Annotated in this window: 26 protein-coding genes (1 of these 26 running past the window's edge); 10 read left to right on the forward strand and 16 right to left on the reverse strand. The window is 59.6% G+C overall.

The genetic code is table 11. The features are described from left to right. Window positions 1–836 carry the 5' portion of a tyrosine--tRNA ligase gene (gene tyrS / locus AC3IX1_RS25840; RefSeq protein WP_110662979.1) on the reverse strand. Its footprint begins 364 nt before the window's first position, so 836 of the gene's 1200 nt are visible here — the first part of the coding sequence; the start codon lies at window positions 834–836; the stop codon falls past the left edge of the window. Between the two features lie 211 nt (window positions 837–1047). Between tyrS and AC3IX1_RS25845 the strand changes: the two genes are divergently transcribed. Beyond that, window positions 1048–2466, forward strand: a complete 1419-nt coding sequence (locus AC3IX1_RS25845) for a peptidoglycan DD-metalloendopeptidase family protein (protein WP_489386274.1) — start codon at window positions 1048–1050, stop codon at window positions 2464–2466. Window positions 2467–2469: 3 nt separating this feature from the next. Next, window positions 2470–3561: an anhydro-N-acetylmuramic acid kinase gene (locus tag AC3IX1_RS25850; protein ID WP_489386275.1), complete on the forward strand. Its 1092-nt coding sequence runs from the start codon at window positions 2470–2472 to the stop codon at window positions 3559–3561. Between the two features lie 68 nt (window positions 3562–3629). Here AC3IX1_RS25850 and erpA read toward each other — a convergent pair whose 3' ends face one another. Together erpA and argC are read right to left on the reverse strand one after the other, a co-directional pair. Next, on the reverse strand, window positions 3630–3980 hold the full coding sequence (gene erpA, locus AC3IX1_RS25855; RefSeq protein ID WP_007906865.1) for an iron-sulfur cluster insertion protein ErpA: 351 nt from the start codon (window positions 3978–3980) through the stop codon (window positions 3630–3632). 166 nt (window positions 3981–4146) lie between these two features. Beyond that, the gene (gene argC, locus AC3IX1_RS25860; RefSeq protein WP_007980174.1) at window positions 4147–5181 is read right to left on the reverse strand and encodes an N-acetyl-gamma-glutamyl-phosphate reductase; all 1035 of its coding nucleotides are present in this window, start codon (window positions 5179–5181) and stop codon (window positions 4147–4149) included. Window positions 5182–5316: 135 nt separating this feature from the next. Between argC and hemJ the strand changes: the two genes are divergently transcribed. The 6 genes from hemJ to coq7 all read left to right on the forward strand — a co-directional run bounded on the left by hemJ (window position 5317) and on the right by coq7 (window position 9871). Further along, complete coding sequence (hemJ, locus tag AC3IX1_RS25865; RefSeq protein WP_353741670.1) at window positions 5317–5745, forward strand: protoporphyrinogen oxidase HemJ; 429 nt, start codon at window positions 5317–5319, stop codon at window positions 5743–5745. Window positions 5746–5778: 33 nt separating this feature from the next. Then, window positions 5779–6747 carry an NAD(P)H-dependent flavin oxidoreductase gene (locus AC3IX1_RS25870; RefSeq protein WP_489386276.1) on the forward strand — a complete coding sequence of 323 codons (969 nt, stop codon included), beginning with the start codon at window positions 5779–5781 and terminating at the stop codon, window positions 6745–6747. A gap of 93 nt (window positions 6748–6840) precedes the next feature. Continuing rightward, a complete protein-coding gene (locus tag AC3IX1_RS25875; protein WP_489386277.1) occupies window positions 6841–7806 on the forward strand; it encodes a DUF805 domain-containing protein in 966 nt (321 codons plus the stop codon). A 61-nt stretch (window positions 7807–7867) separates the two neighbouring features. Continuing rightward, window positions 7868–8656 (forward strand): SDR family NAD(P)-dependent oxidoreductase, encoded by a 789-nt coding sequence (locus AC3IX1_RS25880; protein WP_032829767.1) that lies wholly within the window; start codon window positions 7868–7870, stop codon window positions 8654–8656. A gap of 80 nt (window positions 8657–8736) precedes the next feature. Continuing rightward, the gene (locus tag AC3IX1_RS25885) at window positions 8737–9075 is read left to right on the forward strand and encodes a histidine triad nucleotide-binding protein (protein WP_007986008.1); all 339 of its coding nucleotides are present in this window, start codon (window positions 8737–8739) and stop codon (window positions 9073–9075) included. Between the two features lie 148 nt (window positions 9076–9223). Beyond that, window positions 9224–9871 (forward strand): 2-polyprenyl-3-methyl-6-methoxy-1,4-benzoquinone monooxygenase, encoded by a 648-nt coding sequence (coq7, locus tag AC3IX1_RS25890; protein WP_489386278.1) that lies wholly within the window; start codon window positions 9224–9226, stop codon window positions 9869–9871. Between the two features lie 105 nt (window positions 9872–9976). Here coq7 and speD read toward each other — a convergent pair whose 3' ends face one another. Together speD and AC3IX1_RS25900 are read right to left on the reverse strand one after the other, a co-directional pair. After that, complete coding sequence (speD, locus tag AC3IX1_RS25895; RefSeq protein WP_007986012.1) at window positions 9977–10768, reverse strand: adenosylmethionine decarboxylase; 792 nt, start codon at window positions 10766–10768, stop codon at window positions 9977–9979. A gap of 239 nt (window positions 10769–11007) precedes the next feature. After that, on the reverse strand, window positions 11008–11430 hold the full coding sequence (locus AC3IX1_RS25900) for an OsmC family protein (RefSeq protein WP_007994936.1): 423 nt from the start codon (window positions 11428–11430) through the stop codon (window positions 11008–11010). Between the two features lie 228 nt (window positions 11431–11658). On the opposite strand from AC3IX1_RS25900, the gene crp reads away from it, so the two are divergent. Then, entirely contained in the window at window positions 11659–12303 is a 645-nt protein-coding gene (crp, locus tag AC3IX1_RS25905; protein ID WP_008051651.1) for a cAMP-activated global transcriptional regulator CRP, read from the forward strand. A 10-nt stretch (window positions 12304–12313) separates the two neighbouring features. Here the strand turns inward: crp and AC3IX1_RS25910 are convergent, their stop codons facing one another. The 4 genes from AC3IX1_RS25910 to AC3IX1_RS25925 form a co-directional block, all read right to left on the reverse strand. Continuing rightward, on the reverse strand, window positions 12314–13015 hold the full coding sequence (locus tag AC3IX1_RS25910) for a lipoate--protein ligase family protein (RefSeq protein ID WP_489386279.1): 702 nt from the start codon (window positions 13013–13015) through the stop codon (window positions 12314–12316). A 133-nt stretch (window positions 13016–13148) separates the two neighbouring features. Then, window positions 13149–13985 (reverse strand): indole-3-glycerol phosphate synthase TrpC, encoded by an 837-nt coding sequence (trpC, locus tag AC3IX1_RS25915; RefSeq protein WP_489386280.1) that lies wholly within the window; start codon window positions 13983–13985, stop codon window positions 13149–13151. Next, on the reverse strand, window positions 13982–15031 hold the full coding sequence (trpD, locus tag AC3IX1_RS25920; protein ID WP_489386281.1) for an anthranilate phosphoribosyltransferase: 1050 nt from the start codon (window positions 15029–15031) through the stop codon (window positions 13982–13984). The genes trpC and trpD overlap by 4 nt, the downstream gene beginning before the upstream one ends. Before the next feature lie 9 nt (window positions 15032–15040). Then, complete coding sequence (locus AC3IX1_RS25925) at window positions 15041–15634, reverse strand: aminodeoxychorismate/anthranilate synthase component II (RefSeq protein WP_007980194.1); 594 nt, start codon at window positions 15632–15634, stop codon at window positions 15041–15043. A gap of 409 nt (window positions 15635–16043) precedes the next feature. Here AC3IX1_RS25925 and estP point away from each other — a divergent pair, with 409 nt between their 5' ends. After that, window positions 16044–17954: an esterase EstP gene (gene estP / locus AC3IX1_RS25930; RefSeq protein ID WP_489386282.1), complete on the forward strand. Its 1911-nt coding sequence runs from the start codon at window positions 16044–16046 to the stop codon at window positions 17952–17954. Window positions 17955–18029: 75 nt separating this feature from the next. On the opposite strand, the gene trpE is transcribed toward estP, so the two are convergent. The 7 genes from trpE to AC3IX1_RS25965 all read right to left on the reverse strand — a co-directional run bounded on the left by trpE (window position 18030) and on the right by AC3IX1_RS25965 (window position 25891). Beyond that, window positions 18030–19511: an anthranilate synthase component I gene (gene trpE / locus AC3IX1_RS25935; protein WP_489386283.1), complete on the reverse strand. Its 1482-nt coding sequence runs from the start codon at window positions 19509–19511 to the stop codon at window positions 18030–18032. A 70-nt stretch (window positions 19512–19581) separates the two neighbouring features. Next, window positions 19582–20400 carry a phosphoglycolate phosphatase gene (locus AC3IX1_RS25940; RefSeq protein WP_489386284.1) on the reverse strand — a complete coding sequence of 273 codons (819 nt, stop codon included), beginning with the start codon at window positions 20398–20400 and terminating at the stop codon, window positions 19582–19584. After that, complete coding sequence (rpe, locus tag AC3IX1_RS25945) at window positions 20397–21071, reverse strand: ribulose-phosphate 3-epimerase (protein ID WP_150725211.1); 675 nt, start codon at window positions 21069–21071, stop codon at window positions 20397–20399. Before rpe ends, AC3IX1_RS25940 begins: the two co-directional genes overlap by 4 nt. A gap of 115 nt (window positions 21072–21186) precedes the next feature. Further along, window positions 21187–22335, reverse strand: coding sequence for an iron-containing alcohol dehydrogenase (locus AC3IX1_RS25950; protein WP_489386285.1), 1149 nt, complete (start codon window positions 22333–22335; stop codon window positions 21187–21189). A gap of 214 nt (window positions 22336–22549) precedes the next feature. Continuing rightward, complete coding sequence (locus AC3IX1_RS25955; protein ID WP_489317422.1) at window positions 22550–23374, reverse strand: ABC transporter permease; 825 nt, start codon at window positions 23372–23374, stop codon at window positions 22550–22552. 12 nt (window positions 23375–23386) lie between these two features. Further along, the gene (locus tag AC3IX1_RS25960; protein WP_095964075.1) at window positions 23387–24634 is read right to left on the reverse strand and encodes an ABC transporter permease; all 1248 of its coding nucleotides are present in this window, start codon (window positions 24632–24634) and stop codon (window positions 23387–23389) included. A gap of 213 nt (window positions 24635–24847) precedes the next feature. Next, a complete protein-coding gene (locus AC3IX1_RS25965; protein WP_150725209.1) occupies window positions 24848–25891 on the reverse strand; it encodes an ABC transporter substrate-binding protein in 1044 nt (347 codons plus the stop codon). Window positions 25892–25913: the final 22 nt, after the last annotated feature.

Genomic DNA, 25913 nt, shown 5'->3' on the forward strand with positions numbered 1-25913 from the left:
TCTACATCAGCGCGGAACGCATTGATCTCATCCATAGAGCGGAAGCTGAGCAACTCGAAGTAGCGCCACATCAGCGCATCCGGAATGGAGACCAGCTTGCTGTACATCACACCCGGCGCTTCCTGGATACCGACGTAGTTGCCCAAGGACTTGGACATCTTCTTCACGCCATCCAGACCTTCAAGCAGCGGCATGGTCAAAATGCACTGAGCTTCCTGACCATAACCACGCTGCAGCTCACGCCCCATCAGCAAGTTGAACTTCTGATCGGTGCCGCCGAGCTCCACGTCTGCGCGCAGCGCTACCGAGTCATAGCCCTGAACCAGCGGATAAAGGAACTCATGAATGGCGATTGGCTGATTGGTGGTGTAACGCTTGTCGAAGTCATCACGCTCGAGCATGCGAGCCACGGTGTACTGCGAAGTCAGGCGAATGAAGTCGGCCGGCCCCATCTGATCCATCCAGGTGGAGTTGAATGCCACTTCGGTTTTTGCCGGATCCAGAATCTTGAACACCTGAGTCTTGTAGGTCTCGGCATTCTCGAGGACCTGTTCGCGAGTGAGCGGCGGGCGCGTGGCACTCTTGCCGCTCGGATCGCCGATCATCCCGGTGAAGTCACCTATAAGGAAGATCACCTGATGCCCCAGCTCCTGGAACTGGCGCAGCTTATTAATAAGCACGGTGTGACCCAAGTGCAGATCCGGAGCCGTTGGATCGAAGCCCGCCTTAATACGTAGCGGCTGGCCACGCTTGAGCTTTTCAATCAGCTCGGACTCGACCAACAGTTCTTCCGCACCACGTTTGATCAGCGCTAGCTGCTCTTCAACCGACTTCATAACAGACCCGCAAGGCTCAGATTCAAAGGGAACCAACCATACAAGATCGCGCGTCAAATACAAGGTTTGCCCGGCGCACGGAGGCCAATCCATAGACAGAGCGCCTGCGGACTTGCTTCAGAGATGATTTGGTTATATTTTATACAGTTATTTCATCTTCATCATGTCATTCATCTTTTCCAATTCATCTTTTTCAAAGTCAAAACCACTTATGACCACAGAATCGTCTAAAGCGCCGCCGCTTTACCCGAAGACCCACTTGCTTGCCGCAAGTGGTATCGCCGCCCTTCTCAGCCTGGCGCTCCTGGTATTCCCTTCCAGCGATGTTGAAGCCAAAAAGACGACCCTGAGTCTTGAACTGGAAAGCCCTGCTGAACAACTGACACAAGATCAAGACGCTGCTGACGTCGTTCAAGCCACAAATGAACCAGCAACATCTCCCTTCGCGCAGATCGACAACAGCGCCGAGGACACTCAGGAAACAGCTCAAGCCGAGCCTGCGCCGGTCGTCGAAGAAAAGAAGCCGGCAAGCCACAGGGAAGTGATCGTTGCCAAGGGCGACACCCTCTCTACCCTGTTCGAGAAAGTCGGCCTCCCCGCCACCTCGGTGCATGAAATACTGGCCAGCGACAAGCAGGCCAAGCAGTTCAGCCAGCTCAAGCGTGGGCAAAAACTCGAATTCGAACTGAGTCCTGACGGTCAGTTGAGCAACTTGCATAGCAAGCTCAACGACCTCGAAAGCATCAGCCTGACCAAGAACGACAAGGGCTACACGTTCAACCGTATTACCGCGAAACCGACCGTGCGTTCCGCCTATGTACGTGGCGTGATCAACAGCTCGCTGTCGCAGTCCGCAGCCCGGGCCGGACTGTCTCACAGCCTGACCATGGACATGGCCAGTGTGTTTGGCTACGACGTGGACTTCGCCCAGGATATTCGCCAGGGCGACGAGTTCGACGTGATCTACGAGCAAAAGGTGGTCAACGGCAAGGCCGTCGGCACCGGCCCGATCCTGTCGGCGCGCTTCACCAACCGCGGCAAGACCTACACCGCCGTGCGCTACACCAACAAACAAGGCAACAGCAGCTACTACACCGCTGACGGCAACAGCATGCGCAAGGCGTTCATCCGCACACCGGTGGACTTCGCCCGCATCAGCTCGAAATTTTCCATGGGCCGCAAACACCCGATCCTGAACAAGATCCGCGCCCACAAAGGCGTCGACTACGCAGCACCGCGCGGCACTCCGATCAAGGCTGCCGGTGATGGCAAGGTGCTGCTGGCCGGCCGCCGCGGCGGCTACGGCAATACCGTGGTCCTCCAGCACGGCAACACCTACACAACGCTCTACGGCCACATGCAAGGCTTCGCCAAAGGCGTGAAGACTGGCGGCACAGTGAAACAGGGCCAGGTGATTGGCTATATCGGCACCACCGGCCTCTCCACCGGCCCGCACTTGCACTATGAATTCCAGGTCAATGGCGTGCACGTTGATCCGCTGGGCCAGAAAGTAGCTATGGCCGATCCGATCTCCAAAGGAGAACGCGCGCGCTTCCTCGCGCAGAGTCAACCGCTGATGGCGCGCATGGATCAGGAAAAGTCCACCCAGCTAGCTTCGGCCAAGCGCTAAGTCATGGCGCTCTATATAGGTGTGATGTCCGGAACCAGCCTTGATGGCCTGGACATCGCACTGATCGAGCAAGCCCCGGCGATCAGACTGATCGCCTCCCACTACATCCCGATGCCCGACTCCCTGCGCGCCGAGCTGCTCGGCTTGTGCGCCAGCGGCCCGGACGAAATCGCCCGCTCCGCCATAGCCCAGCAGAACTGGGTGAAACTGGCAGCCCAAGGGATTCACGCTCTTCTCGCTCAGCAGCAACTGAAGCCTGACGACATTCGTGCGATTGGCAGCCATGGCCAAACCATCCGCCACGAACCGGCACGCGGTTTCACTGTGCAGATCGGCAACCCGGCCCTGCTGACGGAGCTGACCGGCATCACCGTGGTCAGCGACTTCCGCAGCCGCGACGTCGCTGCCGGCGGACAAGGCGCACCACTGGTTCCCGCCTTTCACGAAGCCTTGTTTGAAGAGCGGGCTGGTAATCGCGCAGTACTGAACATTGGCGGCTTCAGCAATCTCAGCCTTATCCAGCCCGGCAAGCCGGTCGCCGGTTTCGACTGTGGCCCGGGCAATGTGCTGCTGGACGCCTGGATTCACCAGCAACGCGGCGACCACTTTGACCGTGACGGCCAATGGGCTGCCAGCGGCAACGTAGAACCGGTGCTGTTGAATGCACTGCTCAGTGATCCGTTCTTTGTGACCAAAGGCCCGAAGAGTACCGGCCGGGAAGTGTTCAACCTGCCATGGCTGACACAGCATCTGGCACAACTGCCAGCCTTCGCCGCCGAAGATGTTCAGGCAACGCTGCTTGAGCTGACCGCGCTGACCATCATCGAATCACTGCAAAGCGCCCAGGCAGACACGCAGGAGTTGCTGGTCTGCGGCGGCGGCGCCCACAACACCGCCTTGATGAACCGCCTGGCCAGCCTGCTGCCAAACGCCAGCGTCAGCAGCACCGCCACTTACGGCGTGGACCCCGACTGGGTCGAAGCCATGGCCTTCGCGTGGCTGGCTCATTGCTGCCTCGAAGGGATCGCGGCCAACCGCCCGAGCGTTACCGGTGCCCGCGGCTTGCGCGTACTCGGCGCCATCTACCCTGCATAAATCCTCCACACAGCAAAACGCCGCAAGGCCCTGAGGCCATGCGGCGTTCTGTGAAACTGGTGCGCTGATCAGATCGAGAACGAAGAACCGCAGCCACAGGTGGTGGTCGCATTCGGGTTCTTGATGACGAAACGCGAACCTTCCAGACCTTCCTGGTAGTCCACCTCGGCACCTGCCAGGTACTGGAAGCTCATCGGATCGACAACCAGACTCACACCTTCGCGCTCGACGATGGTGTCGTCATCGGCCACTTCTTCATCGAAGGTGAAGCCGTACTGAAAACCTGAACAACCGCCGCCCGTAACGAATACGCGCAGCTTCAAGCGATCATTCCCCTCTTCATCGACCAGGCTCTTCACCTTGTGCGCAGCACCGTGGGTGAATTGCAAAGCCGTGGGGGTGAAGGATTCGACGCTCATGCTGACTATCTCCCGGCGTTACGCCGTCATATTGCGTGATGACGCGCATTATCCGCTTCTCCTAGAAAAGCGGTCAACTATTGTTATGGTATATCAACCAATCCAGTCGCCGGCCCGGAATGCAAAAAGGCCCGTCAGACGGGCCTTTTGCTGTACACGATAACGCTTACGGCAGCATGCCGGCGTGGGACAGGCCCAGACGCTCATCCAGCCCGAACAGAATGTTCATGTTCTGCACGGCCTGACCCGAAGCGCCTTTGACCAGGTTGTCGATCACCGACAGCACAACCACCAGATCGCCATCCTGTGGGCGATGCACCGCGATACGGCAGACGTTGGCACCCCGCACGCTACGAGTCTCCGGATGGCTGCCGGCCGGCATCACATCGACGAACGGTTCGTTGGCATAACGCTTTTCAAACAGAGCCTGCAGGTCCACCGAACGATCAACAACGGTTGCGTAGAGCGTGGAGTGAATGCCACGAATCATCGGCGTCAGGTGCGGAACGAAGGTCAGGCCGACGTCCTTGCCTGCTGCACGACGCAGCCCCTGGCGAATCTCCGGCAGGTGCCGGTGACCCTTGACCGCATAAGCCTTCATGCTTTCCGACGTTTCGGAGTACAGCGAGCCTACGGAAGCACCACGACCGGCACCGCTGACGCCGGACTTGCAATCAGCGATCAGATGCGCAGCATCGGCCAGGCCGGCTTCGAGCAATGGCAGGAAGCCCAATTGCGTTGCAGTCGGGTAGCAGCCCGGCACGGCAATCAGGCGCGCTTTCTTGATCTGCTCGCGATTGACTTCCGGTAAGCCGTAGACCGCCTCGTCCAGCAACTCCGGTGCACCGTGCGGCTGGCCGTACCACTTGGCCCACTCATCCGCGTCTTGCAGACGGAAGTCGGCCGACAGGTCGATGACCTTGGTCCCGGCCGCCAGCAGTTCGCCCGCCAAGGCATGGGCAACACCGTGCGGCGTGGCGAAGAACACCACATCGCAGGCACCCAGGGTCTTGATGTCCGGAACGCTGAACGCCAGGCCGTCGTAATGGCCTCGCAGGTTCGGGTACATGTCGGCCACGGCCAGGCCAGCCTCGGATCGGGAAGTGATGACAACCACCTCAGCTTGCGGATGCTGCGCCAACAGACGCAGCAGTTCGACACCGGTGTAACCCGTGCCGCCGACGATACCGACCTTGACCATAAACCTGCCCTCAACGAACCCACTGGAAAGCCGTCGATAATAGGGGCCGCGCGCCCCTGCGACAACCGTCAAGGTGACGTGCGGATGCTCAAGCCTCTACTATTCCCACTACCGTGAATTTGGGAATAACTAAAAATGCTCTATCTGTGGCTAAAAGCTTTTCACATCATCAGCGTCGTTTGCTGGTTTGCCGGCCTGTTCTACCTGCCACGACTGTTCGTTTATCACGCACAAAGTGAAGACACGATCAGCAAGGAACGCTTCAGCGTCATGGAGCGCAAGTTGTACCGGGGCATCATGGGCCCGGCGATGATCGCCACACTGATCTTCGGCGGCTGGCTCATCTACCTCAATCCAGGCATCTTCAGCCAGGGTGGCTGGATACACGCCAAACTGACCCTGGTCGTGTTGCTGATCGGCTACCACCACATGTGCGGCGCCCAGGTAAAACGTTTTGCCCGTGGCGAGAACACCCGCAGCCATGTCTTTTATCGCTGGTTCAATGAAGTGCCGGTTCTGATATTGCTGGCTATCGTAATTCTGGTCGTCGTTCGGCCGTTCTAAATCCACCAGGCACAACTTACCGGGGTACTTCCAATGTCGCTGCCCGCTCTGCTCGAAGAACGTTTGCGTCTGCCCGTGGTGGCGGCGCCGATGTTCCTGATATCCAATCCGCAATTGGTACTCGCCTGTTGTCGCCAGGGCGTGGTCGGCAGCTTCCCGGCGCTGAACCAGCGCGAAAGCAGCGGCTTCAAGGCCTGGCTGGAAGAAATCGAAGCCGGGCTGGCGACAATGGAAAACCCCGCGCCTTATGCCGTGAACCTGATCGTCCATAACAGCAATCCACGTTTACAGGCGGATCTTGAGATCTGCATCGAACACAAAGTGCCGATCGTGATCACCAGCCTCGGAGCCGTGAAAGAACTGGTCGACGCAGTGCACAGCTACGGCGGCCTGGTGTTCCATGATGTGACAACTCGTCGTCATGCCGAGAAAGCGGCCGAAGCCGGTGTGGACGGATTGATCGCCGTGGCGGCTGGCGCTGGTGGACACGCCGGGACCTGGAGCCCGTTCTCGCTGATTGCCGAAATCCGTCAGTTCTTCGACAAGACCCTGTTGCTGGCCGGCTGCTTGAACCACGGCCACGAAATTCTTGCCGCTCAATTGCTCGGCGCGGACTTGGCCTACTTTGGTACACGATTTATCGGCACGACCGAAAGTCACGCGCCCGACGCCTACAAAGAAATGCTGCTGACATCCAAAGCGGCAGACATCATCCATACTCCAGCCGTGTCAGGTGTCCCCGCGAGCTTCATGCGTAAGAGCCTGGAGGCCGCCGGTTTCGACATGGCCACCTTGCAAGGCAAGGGCGAGATAAACTTCGGTTCCAAGCTCAAACCCGTGAGCGATGAGGCCAAAGCCTGGAAAACCGTTTGGTCTGCCGGCCAGGGCGTGGGAGAAATCGAGGACTTGCCGAGTGTCGAGCAGTTGATTGCACGTCTCGACGCGGAGTACCGCAAGGCCCTGGAGCAGGCTGCCCAGTTGACCAAGCGCTGGCCGAGCTGACAGCAAACCTTGGCCAGTCTTGCCCGGCTGGCCTTACACTCGCTTGGGCACAACATTCTTCTTTCAACCTCTCGCGACAAGGATGCTTCGCACATGGGCGAAAATCATTTCAAAATCGTATTCGAGGGCGCCTTGCTGCCCGGTGTCGACATCACCACGGCAAAGCTCAATCTCGCCGACTTGTTCAAAAGCGATGTCTCGGCCATTGAGCGCTTGTTCACCGGGCGTCCGGTAGCGCTCAAACGCAACCTGTCGCAAGCCGATGCCCAGACCTATCTCCAAGCGCTGAGCAAAACCGGTATCGACGCCCGCATCGAAGCCGAAACGCCGATCGAACTGAACCTCGCCGACGTTCATGACCATGCTCCGGCCAGCAGCCAGGCGCCTTTTGCAGATCCGCAGTCCCCTTACGCGCCGCCTCGCGCGCCCGTCGGCGAAGCCGTGGCGGAATTCGCCACGCTCAAGCCATTCAGTTTCGATGGTCGTATCGGCCGCTTGCGTTACCTCGCCTGGACGCTGGTGCTGTCAACGGTGCTCCTGGCCGTTTGCGGGGTGTTTGCCTTGGTCGCCCTGGCCCTCATCGGCGCGGATTCGACCGCCGGCCTGATATTGGGCAGCTTGCTGGCCTTGATCCTGTTCGTCGGATTTGTATTCGTCAGCATCCAGATCACCGTTCAACGCTTGCACGATGTCGGCTGGTCCGGCTGGCTGTGGCTGCTGAACCTGGTGCCGTTCGTTGGCAGTTTCTTTCCACTCGTGATCATGGTTGTGCCGGGCAACGACACTGCCAACCGCTACGGCCCGCCGCCTCCGCCGAACAGTACAGCGGTCAAGGTATTGTCTTCGCTGTGGCTGGTCGTTATCGCGCTGGTTCTCTTCGGCTCGCTGGCCGGTGGTCTCTCGACGATACGGGAAGAATACAAAAGCGCCGCCCAGAGCAGCTACGAAAGCAGTTCGGTCACCACCGATGAAATCGAAGTCGAGGTCGAACCGGTGCCAAATTCCACCGACGATGCAGCCGAAGAGGCCCAGCCCCCTGTAGACTCTGCGAAAGAATGAACAGCGCTCCTGGCCCGTGACACCTGCGTCGCGGCGCGGAGCTGTTGCGATGGAGAACTGCATGACCCGTTACGCTCTGATCACTGGCGCCTCCAGCGGCATCGGCCTGGCAATGGCCGAAGCGCTGGCCCGGCGCGGCCGCAGCCTGATTCTGGTGGCCCGACAACGTGATCAGCTGGAAAGTATTGCGATTGAGCTGACCCAGAGGTTCGGCGTGGAAGTGTTGTTCCGTGCCTGTGACCTGGGTGAACCGCTGCGCCTGTCCGGGTTCCTGCTGGAACTGGAAGAAGGCGACCGGCAGATCGATCTATTGGTCAACTGCGCCGGTATCGGCACATGCGGCCCGTTTCTGGCCCAGGACTGGATGACCGAGCAAGACCTGATCGAAGTGAACATCCTCGCCCTCACCCGCCTGTGCCATGCCATCGGCAACAGCATGGCCCTGCAAGGCGGCGGGCAGATTCTGAATGTGGCCTCGGTGGCGGCGTTTCAACCCGGCCCGTGGATGAGCACCTATTACGCCAGCAAGGCGTATGTGCTGCACTTTTCCGAAGGATTGCGCGTCGAGCTGAAAAAATGTGCGATCAAGGTTTCGGTGCTCTGCCCCGGGCCGACCCGAACGGCGTTTTTCCGTACCGCGCAACTCGACAGCGAAAAACTGACCAACAGCAAACTGCTGATGAGCCCCGAGGAAGTGGCGCTCTACACCGTACGCGCACTGGAAAAGAATAAAGCGATCATCATTCCCGGGCGGCGCAACCGCTGGTTCGCCTTCCTGCCAAGGCTCGGCTCGCGGTGGCTGACTCGCACAATCGCCGGCATGGTCAACAAGGCCTATTGCCCGCGCTGATCCAACTCAAGGTAAAAAGCTGGGCGCTGGCATACGCCATGAGTACACTCAGCCCAGCCCAAACAACGGAGAAAACAGCTGTGGATACTCTGTTCACCAAGATCATCAACCGGGAAATCCCGGCGAAGATCATTTACGAGGACGACCAGGTACTGGCCTTCCACGACATTGCCCCACAGGCACCGGTACATTTCCTGGTAGTCCCGAAGAAACCGGTTCGCACCTTGAACGACCTGACCGAGGACGACAAGGCATTGGCCGGGCACATTCTGTTCACCGCCCAGCGCCTGGCACTGGAGTTGGGCTGCGAAAAAGGTTTCCGCGTCGTCATGAACTGCAATGAAGAAGGCGGACAAACCGTCTACCACATTCATATGCACGTGCTGGGACAGCGCCAGATGCACTGGCCGCCGGGCTGATTGCAGCAAACCCTGTGGGAGCGGCGCACTGCCGCTTTCACAAAAGGCATCACAGCACTGTCACAGCCTCTGCATCACAATGACCCAGCGCAAACCTTCCCCGGCCGATTGGGTTAAACTGGCCGCCGAAATTCCCCCGGAGGTCAGCATGACTACCCAACGTCACTACTCGCCAATTGACCGACTTCTGCTGCAAGCCGATGCCGCGATGCGCACCCTGCTGCCCTTCAGCGGCCAGCCGTACCGTCCGTCGCCTGCCATCGTGCAGCCAGATGCAAAAATGAGCGACGAAGACACGCGCCACGTTGCCGGCCTGATGCGCATCAACCATACCGGCGAAGTCTGCGCCCAGGCGCTGTACCAGGGACAGGCGCTGACCGCCAAGCTGCCGCAAGTGCGTGCTGCGATGGAACATGCCGCCGAAGAAGAAATCGATCACCTGGTCTGGTGCGAACAACGTATCCATCAACTGGGTAGCCACACCAGCATCCTCAATCCGCTGTTCTATGGCATGTCGTTCGGGATTGGCGCAGTGGCCGGCCTGATCAGCGACAAAGTCAGCCTCGGTTTCGTTGCGGCGACGGAAGACCAGGTGTGCAAACACCTGAACGAACATCTGGAGCAATTGCCGGCCGAGGATGAAAAATCCCGGGCGATTCTTCAGCAGATGCGCATCGATGAAGAACAGCACGCCGAAAGCGCGCTGGATGCTGGCGGGTTCCGCTTTCCGGCACCGGTGAAGTTCGGGATGAGCCTGATGGCCAAGGTGATGACCAAGAGTACTTATCGGATCTGATATCTCTGTTGCCTGATAGGGCAAGCCCGCTCCTACAGGGGTTCAGAGATAACAATAAAAAAGGCGACTGCCGTGAGGGAGTCGCCTTTTTTGTGTTCGAGAATCTTACGCCATATTGCGCGCGTAGAAGATTTCGAGCATTTCGTGCTTCACCCGCTCGGTCACCTGGGCGCGTTGCTCAGAGGACAGGTTGCTGGTGGCGTCGCCGAACAGGTAGTTATCCAGTTCGAAGTTCTTCAGCAGCATCTTGGTGTGGAACAGGTTTTCCTGATACACGTTCACGTCGGTCATCTGGTACGCGTCGTAAGTGTCGTCGGAGAGGTAGTTCTGGATCGAGTTGATCTCGTGGTCGATGAAGTGCTTTTTGCCTTCAACGTCACGGGTGAAGCCGCGCACACGGTAATCCACGGTCACGATGTCCGAATCGAACTGGTGAATCAGGAAGTTGAGCGCTTTAAGCGGTGAAATGACCCCGCAAGTCGACACGTCGATGTCCACACGGAAGGTTGCAATACCGCTGACCGGATGGATTTCCGGGTAGGTGTGCACCGTGATGTGGCTCTTGTCGAGGTGGGCCAGAATGATTTCGGGCAACGGGCCCGGGGACTCTTCGATCTGACTGTCGGTCGGGGTTACCGGTTCTTCCGAGATCAGGATCGTGACGCTGGCGCCCTGCGGCTCATAGTCCTGACTGGCAATGTTCAGGATGTTGGCACCAATGATATCGACAACTTCCGTGAGGATCTGCGTCAGGCGTTTCGCGTTGTACTCTTTATTGATGTACTCGACGTAAGCCTGCTGGTCTTGCGGGGTTTCCGCGTAGCAGATGTCATAGATGTTGAAGCTCAAGGTCTTTGTCAGGTTATTGAACCCGTGGAGCTTGAGTTTGCTTTTCACCGTTAAAAACTCTCTATGTGTTTGCGGCCCGGCCGCGTGATCAAGCATGCCCGTCAGATGCGAACAACGCACCTGCGTAGGACGGTTAACACCTCTTCGCGATGGCGATTTTGGTTGTCTGTTCGGGTGCGAGGCCTGTCGGCTGACGGGCCACTACCCTGAAAAAAGTGGCGCATTATGCAGACGTCAGCTTGTGTTCGCCAGAGTCTGCACGGCTTTTATGATAGTTGAATGTCGATTCAACCGAGCTCGATGATCTCGTAGTCGTGGGTAATTGCCACGCCGGCCGCGCCGAGCATGATCGAGGCCGAGCAATACTTCTCGGCAGACAGCTCGATGGCGCGCTTGACCTGGGCTTCTTTCAGCCCGCGGCCCTTGACCACAAAGTGCATGTGGATCCTGGTGAACACCTTTGGATCTTCGGTCGCACGCTCGGCTTCGAGGAAGGCTTCACAGCTTTCGACCGCCTGGCGGGACTTCTTGAGGATGCTGACCACATCGAAATTGCTGCAACCGCCGACACCCAGCAGCAGCATTTCCATCGGCCGGACACCCAGGTTACGTCCGCCGGCATCGGGCGGACCGTCCATGACCACGACATGACCGCTACCGGATTCGCCGAGGAACATGGCTTCGCCAGCCCATTGGATGCGTGCCTTCATCGCCAAGACTCCACTGTATAAAAAAGGGTCGCCAGCTTAGCACAGGCCCCGTGATTGACAGCGCCCGGCGTCCTGGGACATATCCCACTGCCTTGTAGGTAAATGCTCGAATATTGCTGGAAGTGTCTGTTAAGCTGACGCCAATTCTATGGCGCATAGCCAGTTTTACTCCAGCGTTCACTATTTATAAAAACCAAACATACCGTGCAGTTTTTTCGGGATACAACCATGGTTGCTATTGCCCCCAACTCCAAGATCAAGAACCTCGACAAGCTGTTGATGCATTGCCAGCGCCGCCGTTATCAGGCCAAGAGCAACATCATTTGTGCCGGCGACCGCTCGGAAACGCTGTTCTTCATCATCAAAGGCTCAGTCACCATCCTGATCGAAGATGACGACGGCCGGGAAATGATCATTTCCTACCTGAACGCCGGAGACTTTTTCGGCGAGTTGGGCCTGTTTGAGCAAGCCGGCCTGGAGCAGGAGCGTAGCGCCTGGGTGCGGGCCAAGGTTGAATGCGAAGTCGCCGAAATCAGCTACGCGAAATTCCGCGAGTTGTCCCTGCAGGATCCGGACATTCTTTACGTCCTCAGCGGACAAATCGCACAGCGCCTGCGCAACACCACGCGAAAGGTCGGTGACCTGGCATTTTTTGACGTGACTGGCCGCGTTGCCCGCTGCCTGCTGGAACTGTGCAAACAGCCAGACGCCATGACGCACCCCGATGGCATGCAAATCAAGGTGACCCGTCAGGAAATCGGGCGGATTGTCGGTTGCTCGCGGGAGATGGTCGGTCGCGTGCTCAAGGATCTGGAAGAACGCAACCTGGTGGACGTCAAAGGCAAGACCATGGTGGTCTTCGGTACGCGATAAGCTCGAAAACCTAGCCGCTGAACATCTGCACCAGCACCAACCGGTAGAGATAGTCGAGACGCGCCAGGGCATCGTGCGCCGCGAACTTCTCATGCAACGCGATGTGGCTTTCGGCGCGTACGCGTTGCTCCAGACCGCAGGCCTCGTTGAAACGATTGACCGCGGCGACCATCGACTCTCGCTCGTTGTCGATCAGCATCGCTCCGTGCACCAGTCCCACCGGACGCTGTCCACCCTGACTCTGGCGCCAGCGCTGGGCGGTGCCGACCATCTTGCGCCCATCGAGGTTGACGTTGAAGCGCCCGTCACAAAAAGCGCCTTCGATTTCACCCAGGGATGAAGTGCCACCCAACTCATCCAGCAACTGACAAATCGGATCGCACAAACGGTGGTAACCGGTTTCGATGCGATTCAGATCCCCTTCACTGCGCGGCGGCGCGTAAACCAGGGCGATGTTGATCGTTGAGGCCGATTGCGGCACCGGCTCGCCACCGGTTTCACGCAACAGCACTGGCCAACCTGCTGCCGCCGACACTTCACAGGCGGCCTCGAAACCCGGCAAGCGGTTCAAACGGCGCGGCATGACCAGCGCCCGATCGCTCGGCTGCCAGAACAGCAGGCCGAACTCCGCGTCGCCGGCACAGACCGAGGCCAGCAAGTCCTGTTCGGCTTGCAGGCCGGCTTCGATGGTCAGATGGGTCGGCGGGGTCATAAGTTGCTCCGCAACTCTGAAATCTTCAGGGGATTTGAATGCCCCTTCGCGAGCAAGCCCGCTCCCACATTTGATCGCGGTCTAATGTGGGAGCGAGCCTGCTCGCGATGGAGTCGACTCGGTCTGTGAGTAATCAGTCGAGGGTCGAGCCGCTGACGGGAATACCGCGCTCTGGGAAGAACAGGCGCTGCAACTCGGTACCCGGGCTTTCGGCGCGCATGAACGCTTCACCGACCAGGAACGCGTAGACGTCACTGATCTCCATCAGTTCGACATCGGCGCGGTTGAGAATGCCGCTCTCGGTGATGACCAGACGATCGCGCGGAATACGCGGCAACAGGTCGAGGGTGGTTTCCAGACTGACATCGAAGGTGTGCAGGTTGCGGTTGTTCACGCCAACCAGCGGAGTGTCGAGGGTTTTCAAGGCCCGCTCCAGCTCGTCGCCGTCGTGGACTTCCACCAGCACATCGAGGTTGACGCTTTTGGCCACGGCTGCCAGTTCGGCCATTTTCACGTCATCCAGCGCGGAAACGATCAACAGCACACAATCGGCACCCAGGGCCCGGGCTTCGACGATCTGGTACGGATCGATCATGAAGTCCTTGCGGATCACCGGCAGCTGGCATGCCGCACGGGCCTGCTGCAGGTAGGCGTCAGCGCCCTGGAAAAAATCGATATCGGTGAGTACCGACAGGCAGGTCGCACCGCCCTTCTCGTAGCTTCTGGCGATGTCGGCGGGAACGAAGTTCTCGCGGATCACGCCTTTGCTCGGCGAAGCTTTTTTGATTTCGGCAATGACTGCCGGCTGCTTCAGCTTGGCCTGAGCCAGCAAGGCCTTGGCAAAACCACGGGGTGCATCGGCCGCCTTGGCCAGGTTTTCCAGCTCGGCGAGGCTGACGCGAGCGCTACGCTCGGCGACCTCCTCGACCTTGCGCGCCAGAATCTTTTCCAGAACCGTCGGTACACTCATCCCTCATTCTCCACTTTGAATACCGCGGTAAACGCACCCAGCTCCTCGAGCTTTTCCCGAGCGAGGCCGGTGTGCAGCGCATCGTGCGCCAAGGCAACGCCTTCTTTCAGGCTGCTGGCATGGTCGGCCGCGTACAGTGCGGCACCGGCATTGAGCACGATCATCTCGGCCGCTTTCTGACCGTTCTCGGTCTTGCGCTTGCCCAGGGCATCGCGAATCAGTTCAAGAGAAGCCGCCGGGCTATCCACCGCCAGGCCATGCAGGCTCTGGCTCTTCATACCCAGGTCTTCCGGCTCGACCCAATACTCGGTGACCTGACCATCCTTCAGCTCAGCGACAAATGTCGGCGCGGCCAGGCTGAATTCGTCCAGGCCATCCTTCGAATGCACCACCAGCACATGCTTGCTGCCCAGACGCTGCAACACTTCCGCCAGCGGCCGGCACAAGGCCTGGGTAAATACGCCTACCACCTGATGCTTCACACCGGCCGGATTCGTAAGCGGGCCGAGCATGTTGAACAAGGTACGCAAGCCCAGATCCCGGCGCGGGCCGGCGGCGTATTTCATCGCAGAGTGATGAGTCTGGGCAAACATGAAACCGATACCAACGTTGTCGATGCAACGTGCCACCTGAACCGGCGTCAGGCTCAGGTAGATACCGGCCGCCTCCAGCAGGTCGGCACTGCCGCTCTTGCCCGAGACTGCACGGTTGCCGTGTTTGGCCACGGTGCAGCCAGCAGCGGAAACCACGAACGAAGCAGCGGTCGACACGTTGAATATATTGGCGCCGTCGCCGCCGGTGCCGACCACGTCGACCACACCGTCGAGAGTCTTGAGTTCGACCTTGTCCGCCAGCTCGCGCATCACCGATACAGCACCGACGATTTCGTCGATGCTTTCGCTCTTCATGCGCATGGCCATCATGAACGCGCCAATCTGCGCATCCGAGCATTGCCCGGTCATGATCTCGCGCATCACATCGCGCATTTCATCGGTGCTGAGGTCGAGGTGATCGACGATACGGCTCAGGGCTGCCTTGATGTTCATGAAAAGTCCTTAGCGCGTGCCGCCGGTTTGTTTGAGGAAGTTGGCGAACAGTTCGTGGCCCTGTTCGGTGAGGATCGACTCAGGGTGAAACTGCACGCCTTCGATGTTCAGGGTCTTGTGACGCAGGCCCATGATCTCGTCGACCGAGCCGTCTTCGAGCTGGGTCCAGGCGGTCAGTTCCAGGCAATCTGGCAAGGTTTCGCGCTTGACGATCAATGAATGATAGCGCGTGACCGTCAGCGGACGATTCAGGCCTGCGAATACACCCTTGTCCTCGTGAAACACCGGGCTAGTCTTACCGTGCATCACCTGACGGGCGCGCACCACATCACCGCCAAAGGCCTGGCCGATGGACTGGTGGCCAAGGCAGACGCCAAGAATCGGCAGTTTGCCGGCGAAATGCTTGATCGCTTCAATCGAGATGCCGGCCTCGGTCGGGGTGCAAGGACCGGGGGACACAACGATGCGCTCAGGGTTGAGGGCTTCGATTTCAGCAATGGTCAGTTCATCGTTGCGCACGACTTTGACCTGGGAGCCGAGCTCGCCCAGGTACTGCACAACGTTGTAGGTAAAGGAGTCGTAGTTATCGATCATCAGCAACATGGCGTATAGAACCTCTTGAACTCACTGACTTTAAAGATGGCCTTCGAATGATTTACCCGCAGAGCGCTGCGTTTTGTCAGGTGCCGGAGTAGCGCCAGCAAAGCGGCATTTCAAACAGGTAACGAAGGCAAAGCGGTACAGGTCCGGCGAGGCCGGCAAAAGAATTCAGGCGCGCCAACGCCAGCGGGCGTGTGCCTTGATGACTTGATCCAGGAGTTTACTGATGATCAACACGGGGAAGGTCTCGTTCGTACGTCCCGGCACAGTAACTTAGCTGGGCAGAGCGCGCAATATCGCCGGGGGGCACTGCCCGCGAAACTATCAAAGGCTTCGCGACAGATGGCAAAAGGCCGGAAGTTTTTGGTACTGTCGTTTCGTTCACTAAAACAATAAATAAACGGACTTGCTCATGATCAAACAGTCGTTGTTCGTACCGCTCGCAGGATGCTTGCTCGCGATCGCATGCGCCCAGGCGAACGCCGCACCCAATCCTTATACAAGCTTCATTGTCTTCGGGGACAGCCTCAACGATGCAGGGACCTTTGCCGACACGGGCGGGCCTGCCGGGGCGACACAGCGCTTCACCAACCGGACGGGACCGGTGTACCTGGATGGCAGCGGCGAAGTCCGCTCGCTGAACTCCACGCAAATCCTGGGTGGAAAACTGGGGTTTTCACCGGACCAGACGGCATCCTCTGCTTCAGCAGTTCGCGCCAACGAAGGCCTGCCCGATGGCAACAACTGGGCTGTAGGTGGCTACCGTACCGATCAGATTCTGGATTCGATCACCAGCACCTCCGCCACCGGCGAACGCACCCGGGCCGGCTATCTTCCATCCAACAACTTCCGTGCCGACCCGAATGCACTGTATTACCTGTCGGGTGGCGGTAACGACTTCCTGCAAGGTCGCGTCACCAGCCTGCCCCAGGCCAGTGCCGCCGCCGACCGCCTGGCCGACAGCGTGCAGACGCTGCAAACCGCCGGCGCCAGATACGTCATGGTCTGGTTGCTGCCCGATATCGGCTTTACCCCGGCGTTCAACGGCACCCCGCTGCAAGCGTTCACGTCCCAACTCAGCGCCCAGTTCAACACTGAACTGGTAAGTCGACTGCAAAACATCAATGCCGAAGTCATCCCGCTCAACATTCCGGTACTGCTCAAAGAGACGTTCGCCAACCCGGCACAGTTTGGCCTGGCCACCGACCAGAACCTCATCACCACCTGCTTCAGCGGCAACGGCTGCACCGAGAACGCCCGCTACGGCATCAACAGCGCCACGCCGGACCCGACCAAGCTGATCTACAACGACTCGGTGCACCCCACCGAAGCCGGGCAGCGTCTGATTGCCGATTACGCGTATTCCCTGCTGGCGGCGCCGTGGGAGCTGACCTTGCTTCCGGAAATGGCCCAGGGCACCGTGCGCGCGCATCAGGATGAATTGCGCAATCAGTGGCTGGCCGATTGGGAAAACTGGCAAGGCGTCGGCCAATGGCGGGCCATTGTTTCCGGCGGCGGACAGCATCAGGACTTTGACAGTCAGGACAGCGTGGCAAGCGCCGACGGCAACGGAGCCAACCTGAACATCGGTGGCAGCTATCGTCTCGACGATGCCTGGCGCGTTGGCCTGGTGGCCGGTTTCTATAACCAGAAACTCGAAGCCGGCAACAACGACTCCGACTACAAACTCAACACTTACCTGGGCACGGCATTCGCCCAGTACCAGCAAAACCGTGTGTGGGCTGACGCGGCGGTGACGGCCGGGCATCTGGATTACGACAGCCTCAAGCGTAAATTCCAGCTGGGCGTCAACGAACGCGGCGAAAAAGGCGATACCAGCGGCTACGTCGAAGCCTTCAGCGCACGCGTGGGTTACGACATTGCGCAACAAGCCAGCAGCCCTTGGCACCTGTCGCCGTTTGTCAGCGCCGACTTCTCCAAGGTACAAGTCGATGGTTACTCGGAGGACGGCAACAATTCCACGGCGCTGACCTTCGCCGATCAGGAGCGTATTTCCCGGCGTCTGGGCGCTGGCCTGCAGGGCAAGTACCAGATCACCCCGCAAACCCAGGTGTTCGGCGAAGCGGCAATCGAGCGTGAGTACAACGACGATACCCAGGACGTGGACATCAACCTCAACAGCCTGCCAAACAACCAGTTCACGCTGGAAGGCTACACCCCGCAAAGTCACTTGCAACGTGTGAACCTGGGGGTGAGCCACAACCTCACCAAGGACCTGGCACTGCGCGCCAGCTACAACATCCGCAAGGAAGATGACTTCACCCAACAGGGCATCAACGTAGGTGTTGCGCTGGACTTCTGATGTGCAGCCAATAAAAAACGCGGCGCCCTCTCAGGCGCCGCGTTTTTTTATGGTGGTGAGGTCTTTGTGGTCAGCTCAGCTTTCCGGGGTCTGTTCAGCCAGGGCAACAGCGCGGAACATCGCACGGCGCTTGTTCAGGGTTTCTTCCCATTCCAGCGCCGGCACCGAGTCGGCGACGATGCCGCCACCGGCCTGCACATGCAGTTCGCCGTTCTTGATCACCGCCGTGCGGATCGCAATGGCGGTGTCCATGTTGCCGTTCCAGGCGAAGTAACCGACCGCACCGCCGTAGACACCACGCTTGACCGGCTCCAGTTCGTCGATGATTTCCATCGCGCGAATCTTCGGCGCACCGGACAAGGTGCCCGCCGGCAGGATCGCCCGCAGTGCGTCCATGGCCGTCAGCCCGGCTTTCAGCTGCCCGGTGACGTTGGACACAATGTGCATCACGTTGGAGTAACGCTCGATCACCATCTTCTCGGTGAGCTTCACCGAGCCGATTTCCGAAACGCGACCGGTGTCGTTGCGGCCGAGGTCGATCAGCATCAAGTGTTCGGCGATTTCCTTGTCGTCCGACAGCAGGTCTTTTTCCAGCGCCAGGTCAGCCTCTTCGTTGGCGCCCCGCGGACGGGTGCCGGCAATCGGGCGCACGGTAATCAGGTTGTCTTCGACCCGCACCAGCACTTCCGGCGAACTGCCGACGACGTGGAAGTCGCCGAAGTTGAAGAAGTACATGTAAGGCGTCGGGTTGAAGCAGCGCAGCGCGCGGTACAGGTCGATGGGGGCTGCCTTGAAGTCGATCGACATGCGCTGGGACGGCACGACCTGCATGCAGTCACCGGCCAGGATGTATTCCTTGATGGTGTCGACGGCTTTTTCGTAATCGTTCTGGGTGAAGCTGGAGCGAAACACCGGGTCAGCCGATTGCTGCTTGCTGAAGTCCAGGCCACGGCGTGGAGTGATCGGCTGACGGAGTTTTTCCAGCAGCTCTTCCAGGCGCGCGCGACCTTGTTCGAAGGCGTCTTCCTGCGCCGGGTCAGCCAGGACGATGGCGTGCATCTTGCCGGCCAGGTTATCGAACACCACCACGGCGTCGGACACCATCAACAGAATGTCCGGTACGCCCAGCGGGTCCGGGTTCGGGCATTTGCCCAAACGTTTTTCCACATAACGCACGCAGTCATAACCGAAGTAACCCACCAGGCCGCCGTTGAAACGCGGCAGGCCGACAATGGTCGGCACGTTGTAGCGAGCCTTGAAGGCTTCGACGAAGGCCAGCGGGTCTTCCACGTCGTGGCTTTCGGTCTCGACGCCATCGACAGTCACGCTGACGTGATGATCGTGAACCCGCAGCACGGTGCGGCACGGCAGGCCGATGATCGAGTAACGGCCCCACTTCTCGCCGCCCTGTACGGACTCCAGCAAGTAGGAGTTGGGCTCGTCGGCCAGCTTCAGGTAGATCGACAGCGGCGTGTCGAAGTCGGCCAGGGTTTCGCAGGCAAGCGGGATGCGGTTGTAGCCGGCAGCGGCCAAACGCAGGAATTCTTCGCGGATCATGAGGTGCCTCGTGGCTTGAGGGTCGAACAGTCAGGTATGCAAACGCGCCGGATAACCGGCCAGGATCAAGTCAGGCGCGCCAACGCCAGCGGGCCAGGGCCTTGATGACTTTCATCCAGAGTTTGCGAGTGACCACCACGATGGCGTTTCCAGAAGGGGGTTTGACAGCGTCGGCCAACGTTATCTCAGCGGCCGGATCCAGGCAACCGGGAATTAGTTTGCGCAGGTCGTCGATCACCAGCGTCGGCGACTCTTCGGCAATCGGCCGGCCGTGGTTATAGCCGTAGCTCAGTGCCACACACTTGACCCCCGCCGCTTTCGCCGCCAGCACATCGCTGCGCGAATCACCGACGAACAACGACTGCGAAGCCGGAATGTTGGCCATTTTCATCACGAAAAACAGCGCGGCCGGATCGGGCTTTTTCTGTGGCAGGGTGTCGCCGCCGATGATCCAGCGGAAATAGCGGCCGATCTTCATCTGATCCAGCAGCGGCGCGATGAAGCGTTCCGGCTTGTTGGTGATCAGCGCCATCTCGACACCCTGCTTTTTCAGCCATTTGAGTGTGTCGCGCACGCCGGGGTAAACCACGGTCAACTCGTGGCTCTCGCCATAAGCCTGCATGAAATACTCCAGCGCACGTTCGGCCTCGGCGTTTTCGACCGCCGAATGATCAATAGCGCCAGCCAGCGCACGACGCACCAGCACCGGCGCGCCGTTGCCGACCCATTCGCGTACCGCTTCCAGACCGGCGGGTTTACGACCGAGTTTGAGCAGCATCTTGTCCACAGCCACTGCCAGGTCCGGGACCGAATCGATCAGCGTGCCGTCCAGATCGAACATCACCAGCCGCGGCAGTTGCCCCGGGAACAGCTGCTCAAAGCCACTCATGGGCGAGCCAGCGCCAGTTCGGAACGCATCTTGTCGATGACTTCCTGATAGTTCGGCGCATTGAAGATGGCCGAGCCGGCGACGAAGGTGTCGGCACCGGCCGCAGCGATTTCGCGAATGTTGTTCACGTTCACGCCACCGTCGATTTCCAGGCGAATGTCACGGCCCGACGCATCGATCAGCGCCCGCACTTCACGCAGCTTGTCGAGGGTGCCGGGGATGAACTTCTGCCCACCGAAGCCCGGGTTGACGCTCATCAACAGGATCATGTCGACCTTGTCCATGACGTGCTTGAGCACATCCAGAGGGGTCGCCGGATTGAACACCAGGCCCGACTTGCAGCCGCCTTCGCGGATCAATTGCAGGGAGCGGTCGATGTGCTGCGTGGCTTCCGGGTGGAAGGTGATGTAGGTCGCGCCGGCTTCGATGAAGTCGCCGACGATTCGGTCCACCGGGCTGACCATCAGGTGCGCGTCGATCGGCGCGGTCACGCCGTACTTGCGCAGCGCCGCGCAGACCATCGGGCCGATGGTCAGGTTGGGCACGTAGTGATTGTCCATGACATCGAAGTGCACGAAGTCGGCGCCGGCGGCCAGGACGTTGTCCACTTCTTCACCCAGGCGGGCGAAGTCGGCGGAGAGAATCGACGGAGCAATTACGAAGGGCTGCATGACGCACCTTTTCTGAGCAGAATCACGATGGCGCGCATTGTATACCTCATGCTTTGACGCGCGCACCGTGAGCGCGATGATTGGACCTTGCCATCATCCATCGACGGCAGGGGCCCTAGTACGCCGCGCGATAGATCTTTTCGATATCGACGGCACTCAACTTACGCGGATTGTTGCGCATCAAGCGCTCGATCCCCGCCGCTTCCACGGCCATGGAAGGGATGGCGCCCTCGGGCACACCGAAACTGCGCAGGCCCTGGGGAATTTCCACGGCGGCACACAGTTCGGTCATGGCTTGCACGGCTTTGTCGGCCGCTTCGTTGATACTCAAGTGAGCGGTCTTCACGCCCATGGCCTCGGCGATATCCTGCATGCGTTCGATGCAGGCCATCTTGTTCCAGGTCATGACATGGGGCAGTAGCAAGGCATTACTGACCCCATGGGCAATGTTGAAGCGCCCGCCCAGCGGATACGCCAGCGCATGCACCGCGCCAACCCCGGCATTGCCGAACGCCATGCCGGCCATCAGGCTGGCGGTGGCCATGTCTTCCCGGGCTTGCAGGTTCGACGGGTTGGCGTAGGCCTTGGGCAAGGCCTTGGCGATCAACTTGATGGCGCCGATGGCCAGGGAATCGGTAATCGGCGAGGCATTGACCGACAGATAGGATTCGATGGCATGCACCAGCGCATCGACGCCGCTGGCCGCCGTGACGCTGCGCGGACAGGTCAGGGTCATTTGCGGGCTGACCAGCGCCACGTCCGGCAGCAGGTAGTCACTGACGATGCCCTTCTTCAGCTGCGCGACCTTGTCGGAAAGGATGGCGACGTTGGTCACTTCCGAGCCGGTGCCGGCGGTGGTCGGGATGGCAATCAGCGGCGGGCCTTTGCGCGGGACCTGATCGATACCGAACAGATCCGCCAGCGCACCGTGGTACCCGGCGTAGGCCGCCACGCTCTTGGCAATGTCGATGGCACTGCCGCCGCCGAGGCCGATCAAGCCGTCATGCCCACCGTCGCGATAGGCCTGCATGCAATCTTCGACGATGGCGATTTCCGGGTCCGGCAACACCCGGTCGAAAATCTCGTAACTGCGTTCGCCCAACTGCGCCAGTGCCAGCTCTACCGTGCCGGATTTGACCAGGGCGGCGTCGGTGACGATCAGCGGGTTGTCGATGTCCAGACGCGTAAGCTCGGCAGACAGTTGCTCGATGGCACCTGCGCCGGTGATCAGTTTGTGAGCGATTTTGAAAGAGGAAATACTCATGCGCGCAGCCTCTTATAGGTAGGGGAGCTGGGCACAATAGTAGCTGGGGATTGGGGTTTGTCTGCCATTCAGGTCGTGAATGAGCAAACAGACACTGGAGATCCAATGTAGGAGCGAGCCTGCTCGCGAAGACGGACTGACAGTCACTATGGATGTCGACTGAAAGTCCGCTATCGCGAGCAGGCTCGCTCCTACAGTTGATTGGTGTGAAGGCTTAAACCTGCGCGGTACGCAGTTTCTCGCTACGCCCGCGCAGCCACTCCAGGGTCAGCAGCAGGATCACCGAGAAGGCAATCAGCAGCGTCGCGGCGGCGGCGATGGTCGGGCTGAGGTTTTCGCGAATACCGCTGAACATCTGCCGTGGCAAGGTCGCTTGTTCAGGGCCGGCGAGGAACAGCGTCACCACCACCTCATCGAACGAAGTCGCGAAGGCAAACAGCGCACCGGAGATCACGCCCGGCGCAATCAGCGGCAAGGTCACCCGGCGGAACGTGGTCAGCGGCGAAGCGCCCAGGCTCGCAGCGGCCCGCACCAGATTGTGGTTGAACCCCTGCAAGGTCGCCGACACGGTAATGATCACGAACGGCACACCCAGCACCGCATGCACCACGATCAGCGAGAAAAAGCTGTTACCCAATCCCAGCGGAGCAAAGAACAGATAACTGGCCACACCGATGATCACCACCGGCACCACCATCGGTGAAATCACCAGCGCCATTACCAACGCCTTGCCGGGGAAGTCGCCCCGGGTCAGGCCGATGGCCGCCAGCGTACCGAAGATCATGGCCAGCACCGTGGCCGCAGGGGCGACGATGATGCTGTTCTTCAGGGCGCGCATCCACTCCGCCGAGGCGAAGAAGTCGTGATACCACTGCAGCGAGAAGCCCTGCAGCGGATACACCAGGAAACTGCCGGAGTTGAACGACAGCGGAATGATCACCAGCACCGGCAGGATCAGGAACAACAGAATCAAGCCGCAGAGAATCCGCAAGCTGTAGAACCACACCCGTTCGATGGGCGACATATAAGGACTCAGCATTTCGTTCTCCCCTTAGCTCAGGCGCAGGCGGCTTGCGCCTACCAGCCAGCTGTAAATCAGATAAAGCACGACCGTCGCGAGCAACAGCAGCCCACCGAGTGCGGTCGCCATGCCCCAGTTGATGCTGGTGTTGGTGTAGAAGGCGACGAAGTAGCTGACCATCTGGTCGTTCGGGCTGCCCAGCAATGCCGGGGTGATGTAGTAGCCGATGGCGAGGATGAACACCAACAGGCAACCGGCGCCGACACCGGCATAGGTCTGCGGGAAGTACACCCGCCAGAAACTGGCGAACGGATGGCAACCGAGGGAAATCGCGGCGCGCATGTAGGTCGGCGAGATGCCTTTCATCACGCTGTAGATCGGCAGGATCATGAACGGCAGCAGGATATGCACCATGGAGATGTAGACACCGACGCGGTTGAACACCAGTTCGATCGGCTTATCGATGATGCCCATGGCCATCAGGCCGCTGTTGATCAGGCCACCCGATTGCAGCAATACGATCCACGCCGCGACGCGTACCAGGATCGAGGTCCAGAACGGCAGCAGCACCAGGATCATCAGCAGGTTGCTCTGGCGCGACGGCAGGTTCGCCAGCAGGTAAGCCAGCGGATACGCCAGCACCAGGCAGATCACGGTGATGACCAGGCCCATCCAGAAGGTACGGGCGAAGATGTCGAGGTAGATCGCTTGATCCGGGGTGGCCGGGGCGATTTCGCCGAGGTCGTCGATACGGTGATCGACAGCCGCCAGCAGGTAATACGGGGTGATGCTGCTGGTGTTGCGGCGTACCGCTTGCCAGTAGGCCGGGTCGCCCCAACGCTCATCGAGGCCTTCCAGTGCTTCTTTATAAGAAGCTGGTTCAGTGGCGAGCGGCAAGGCGCGGGCGGTTTTGGTCAGCAGGCTGCGGTAGCCGGCCAGTTCCATGTTCAGGCGCTTGGACAGATCACCCAGGGTCTGATTCTTGCGAGCCTCGGCGAGGTCTTCGGCCGCTGCTTTGTAAACCGGTTCAGCGGGCAGGCCGCGGCCGTCCCAACTGGCGATGGCAGTCACGGTGCGCGGCATGCCGCCGACCACTTCCGGGTTGCCAACGCTTTTGTAGAGCAGCGCCACGATCGGCACCAGGAACACTAGCAACAGAAACAGCACCAGCGGCGCGATCAACGCCTGGGCCTTCCAGCGGTTGACCCGCTCGGCGTGCTTGAGCCGCTGCTTCAAGGTGGGGCTGGTGCCCTCGTTCAGGGGAACGGCGATAGCCATGACGTACTCCGCAAATCTTTGATCAATCGTTAATGTGGGAGCGAACTTGTGGCGAGGGGGCTTGCCCCCGTTCGGCTGCGAAGCAGTCGTAAAACATCGCACCCGGTGTACCTGATACACCGCGATTGCAGGTTTTGGGGCCGCTTCGCGACCCAACGGGGGCAAGCCCCCTCGCCACAGAAGCCCGCCCTCACAGGAGGGCGAGCCCTCTGCTTACTTCGCAGCCCAGGAATTGAAACGCTGTTCCAGCTGCTCGCCGTTGTCAGCCCAGAAGCTGACGTCGATCTGCACCTGGTTGGCGATGTTTTCCGGGGTGGTCGGCATGTCTTTCAGGACTTCCTTGGCCAGCAAGGGTACGGCCTGGGTGTTGGCCGGGCCGTAGGCGATGTTTTCCGAGTAGGTCTTCTGCTGCTGGGGCATTACCGAGTAGGCGATAAACTTCTTCGCAGCTTCAGCGCGTTTGGCATCCAGACCTTTTGGAATGGCCCATGCGTCGAAGTCGTAGATGCCGCCGTTCCATACCACTTTCAGGTTGCTTTCTTTCTGCACGGCAGCGATACGACCGTTGTAGGCCGAGCTCATGACCACGTCACCGGAAGCGAGGTATTGCGGCGGTTGTGCGCCGGCTTCCCACCACTGGATGTTCGGCTTGAGTTCATCGAGCTTCTTGAATGCGCGGTCCTGACCGTCCTTGCCGGCCAGTACTTTGTAGACGTCCTTCGGCGCAACGCCGTCGGCCATCAGTGCGAATTCCAGGGTGTACTTGGCGCCTTTACGCAGGCCACGCTTGCCCGGGAACTGCTTGGTGTCCCAGAAATCCACCCAACTGGTCGGTGCGGTTTTCAGTTTGTCGGCGTTGTAGGCCAGCACGGTCGACCACACGAAGAAACCCACGCCGCAAGGCTGGATGGCGCCCTTGACGTAGTCTTCGGTCTTGCCGAACAACTTCGGATCAAGCTGCTCGAACATGTCTTCGTCGCAACCACGGGACAGCTCCGGCGATTCAACCTCTACCAGATCCCAGGACACGCTCTTGGTGTCGACCATGGCCTTGACCTTGGCCATTTCGCCGTTGTACTCGCCGGCCACGATCTTGCCGTTACCTGCCGCTTCCCACGGTGCGTAGAAGGCTTTGACCTGAGCCGCCTTGTTCGCGCCGCCAAAGGACACCACGGTCAGGTCCGGGCCGGCCGCCATTGCGTGTGCCGCGCCCATCATGCCCAGTGCCAAAGCGGTGAATTTCAGGGATCTCAACATTTATTGTTCTCTCCACGTGCAG

The sequence above is a fragment of the Pseudomonas sp. KH_046_2 genome (genome assembly GCF_057838985.1).

Bases quoted from the DNA above. Each gene is read 5' to 3' on its own strand.
- AC3IX1_RS25845 (WP_489386274.1), top strand. From the start codon at position 1,048: ATGACCACAGAATCGTCTAAAGCGCCGCCGCTTTACCCGAAGACCCAC.
- AC3IX1_RS25850 (WP_489386275.1), top strand. From the start codon at position 2,470: ATGGCGCTCTATATAGGTGTGATGTCCGGAACCAGCCTTGATGGCCTG.
- erpA (WP_007906865.1), bottom strand. From the start codon at position 3,980: ATGAGCGTCGAATCCTTCACCCCCACGGCTTTGCAATTCACCCACGGT.
- argC (WP_007980174.1), bottom strand. From the start codon at position 5,181: ATGGTCAAGGTCGGTATCGTCGGCGGCACGGGTTACACCGGTGTCGAA.
- hemJ (WP_353741670.1), top strand. From the start codon at position 5,317: ATGCTCTATCTGTGGCTAAAAGCTTTTCACATCATCAGCGTCGTTTGC.
- AC3IX1_RS25870 (WP_489386276.1), top strand. From the start codon at position 5,779: ATGTCGCTGCCCGCTCTGCTCGAAGAACGTTTGCGTCTGCCCGTGGTG.
- AC3IX1_RS25875 (WP_489386277.1), top strand. From the start codon at position 6,841: ATGGGCGAAAATCATTTCAAAATCGTATTCGAGGGCGCCTTGCTGCCC.
- AC3IX1_RS25880 (WP_032829767.1), top strand. From the start codon at position 7,868: ATGACCCGTTACGCTCTGATCACTGGCGCCTCCAGCGGCATCGGCCTG.
- coq7 (WP_489386278.1), top strand. From the start codon at position 9,224: ATGACTACCCAACGTCACTACTCGCCAATTGACCGACTTCTGCTGCAA.
- AC3IX1_RS25900 (WP_007994936.1), bottom strand. From the start codon at position 11,430: ATGAAGGCACGCATCCAATGGGCTGGCGAAGCCATGTTCCTCGGCGAA.
- crp (WP_008051651.1), top strand. From the start codon at position 11,659: ATGGTTGCTATTGCCCCCAACTCCAAGATCAAGAACCTCGACAAGCTG.
- AC3IX1_RS25910 (WP_489386279.1), bottom strand. From the start codon at position 13,015: ATGACCCCGCCGACCCATCTGACCATCGAAGCCGGCCTGCAAGCCGAA.
- trpC (WP_489386280.1), bottom strand. From the start codon at position 13,985: ATGAGTGTACCGACGGTTCTGGAAAAGATTCTGGCGCGCAAGGTCGAG.
- trpD (WP_489386281.1), bottom strand. From the start codon at position 15,031: ATGAACATCAAGGCAGCCCTGAGCCGTATCGTCGATCACCTCGACCTC.
- AC3IX1_RS25925 (WP_007980194.1), bottom strand. From the start codon at position 15,634: ATGTTGCTGATGATCGATAACTACGACTCCTTTACCTACAACGTTGTG.
- estP (WP_489386282.1), top strand. From the start codon at position 16,044: ATGATCAAACAGTCGTTGTTCGTACCGCTCGCAGGATGCTTGCTCGCG.
- trpE (WP_489386283.1), bottom strand. From the start codon at position 19,511: ATGATCCGCGAAGAATTCCTGCGTTTGGCCGCTGCCGGCTACAACCGC.
- AC3IX1_RS25940 (WP_489386284.1), bottom strand. From the start codon at position 20,400: ATGAGTGGCTTTGAGCAGCTGTTCCCGGGGCAACTGCCGCGGCTGGTG.
- rpe (WP_150725211.1), bottom strand. From the start codon at position 21,071: ATGCAGCCCTTCGTAATTGCTCCGTCGATTCTCTCCGCCGACTTCGCC.
- AC3IX1_RS25950 (WP_489386285.1), bottom strand. From the start codon at position 22,335: ATGAGTATTTCCTCTTTCAAAATCGCTCACAAACTGATCACCGGCGCA.
- AC3IX1_RS25955 (WP_489317422.1), bottom strand. From the start codon at position 23,374: ATGCTGAGTCCTTATATGTCGCCCATCGAACGGGTGTGGTTCTACAGC.
- AC3IX1_RS25960 (WP_095964075.1), bottom strand. From the start codon at position 24,634: ATGGCTATCGCCGTTCCCCTGAACGAGGGCACCAGCCCCACCTTGAAG.
- AC3IX1_RS25965 (WP_150725209.1), bottom strand. From the start codon at position 25,891: ATGTTGAGATCCCTGAAATTCACCGCTTTGGCACTGGGCATGATGGGC.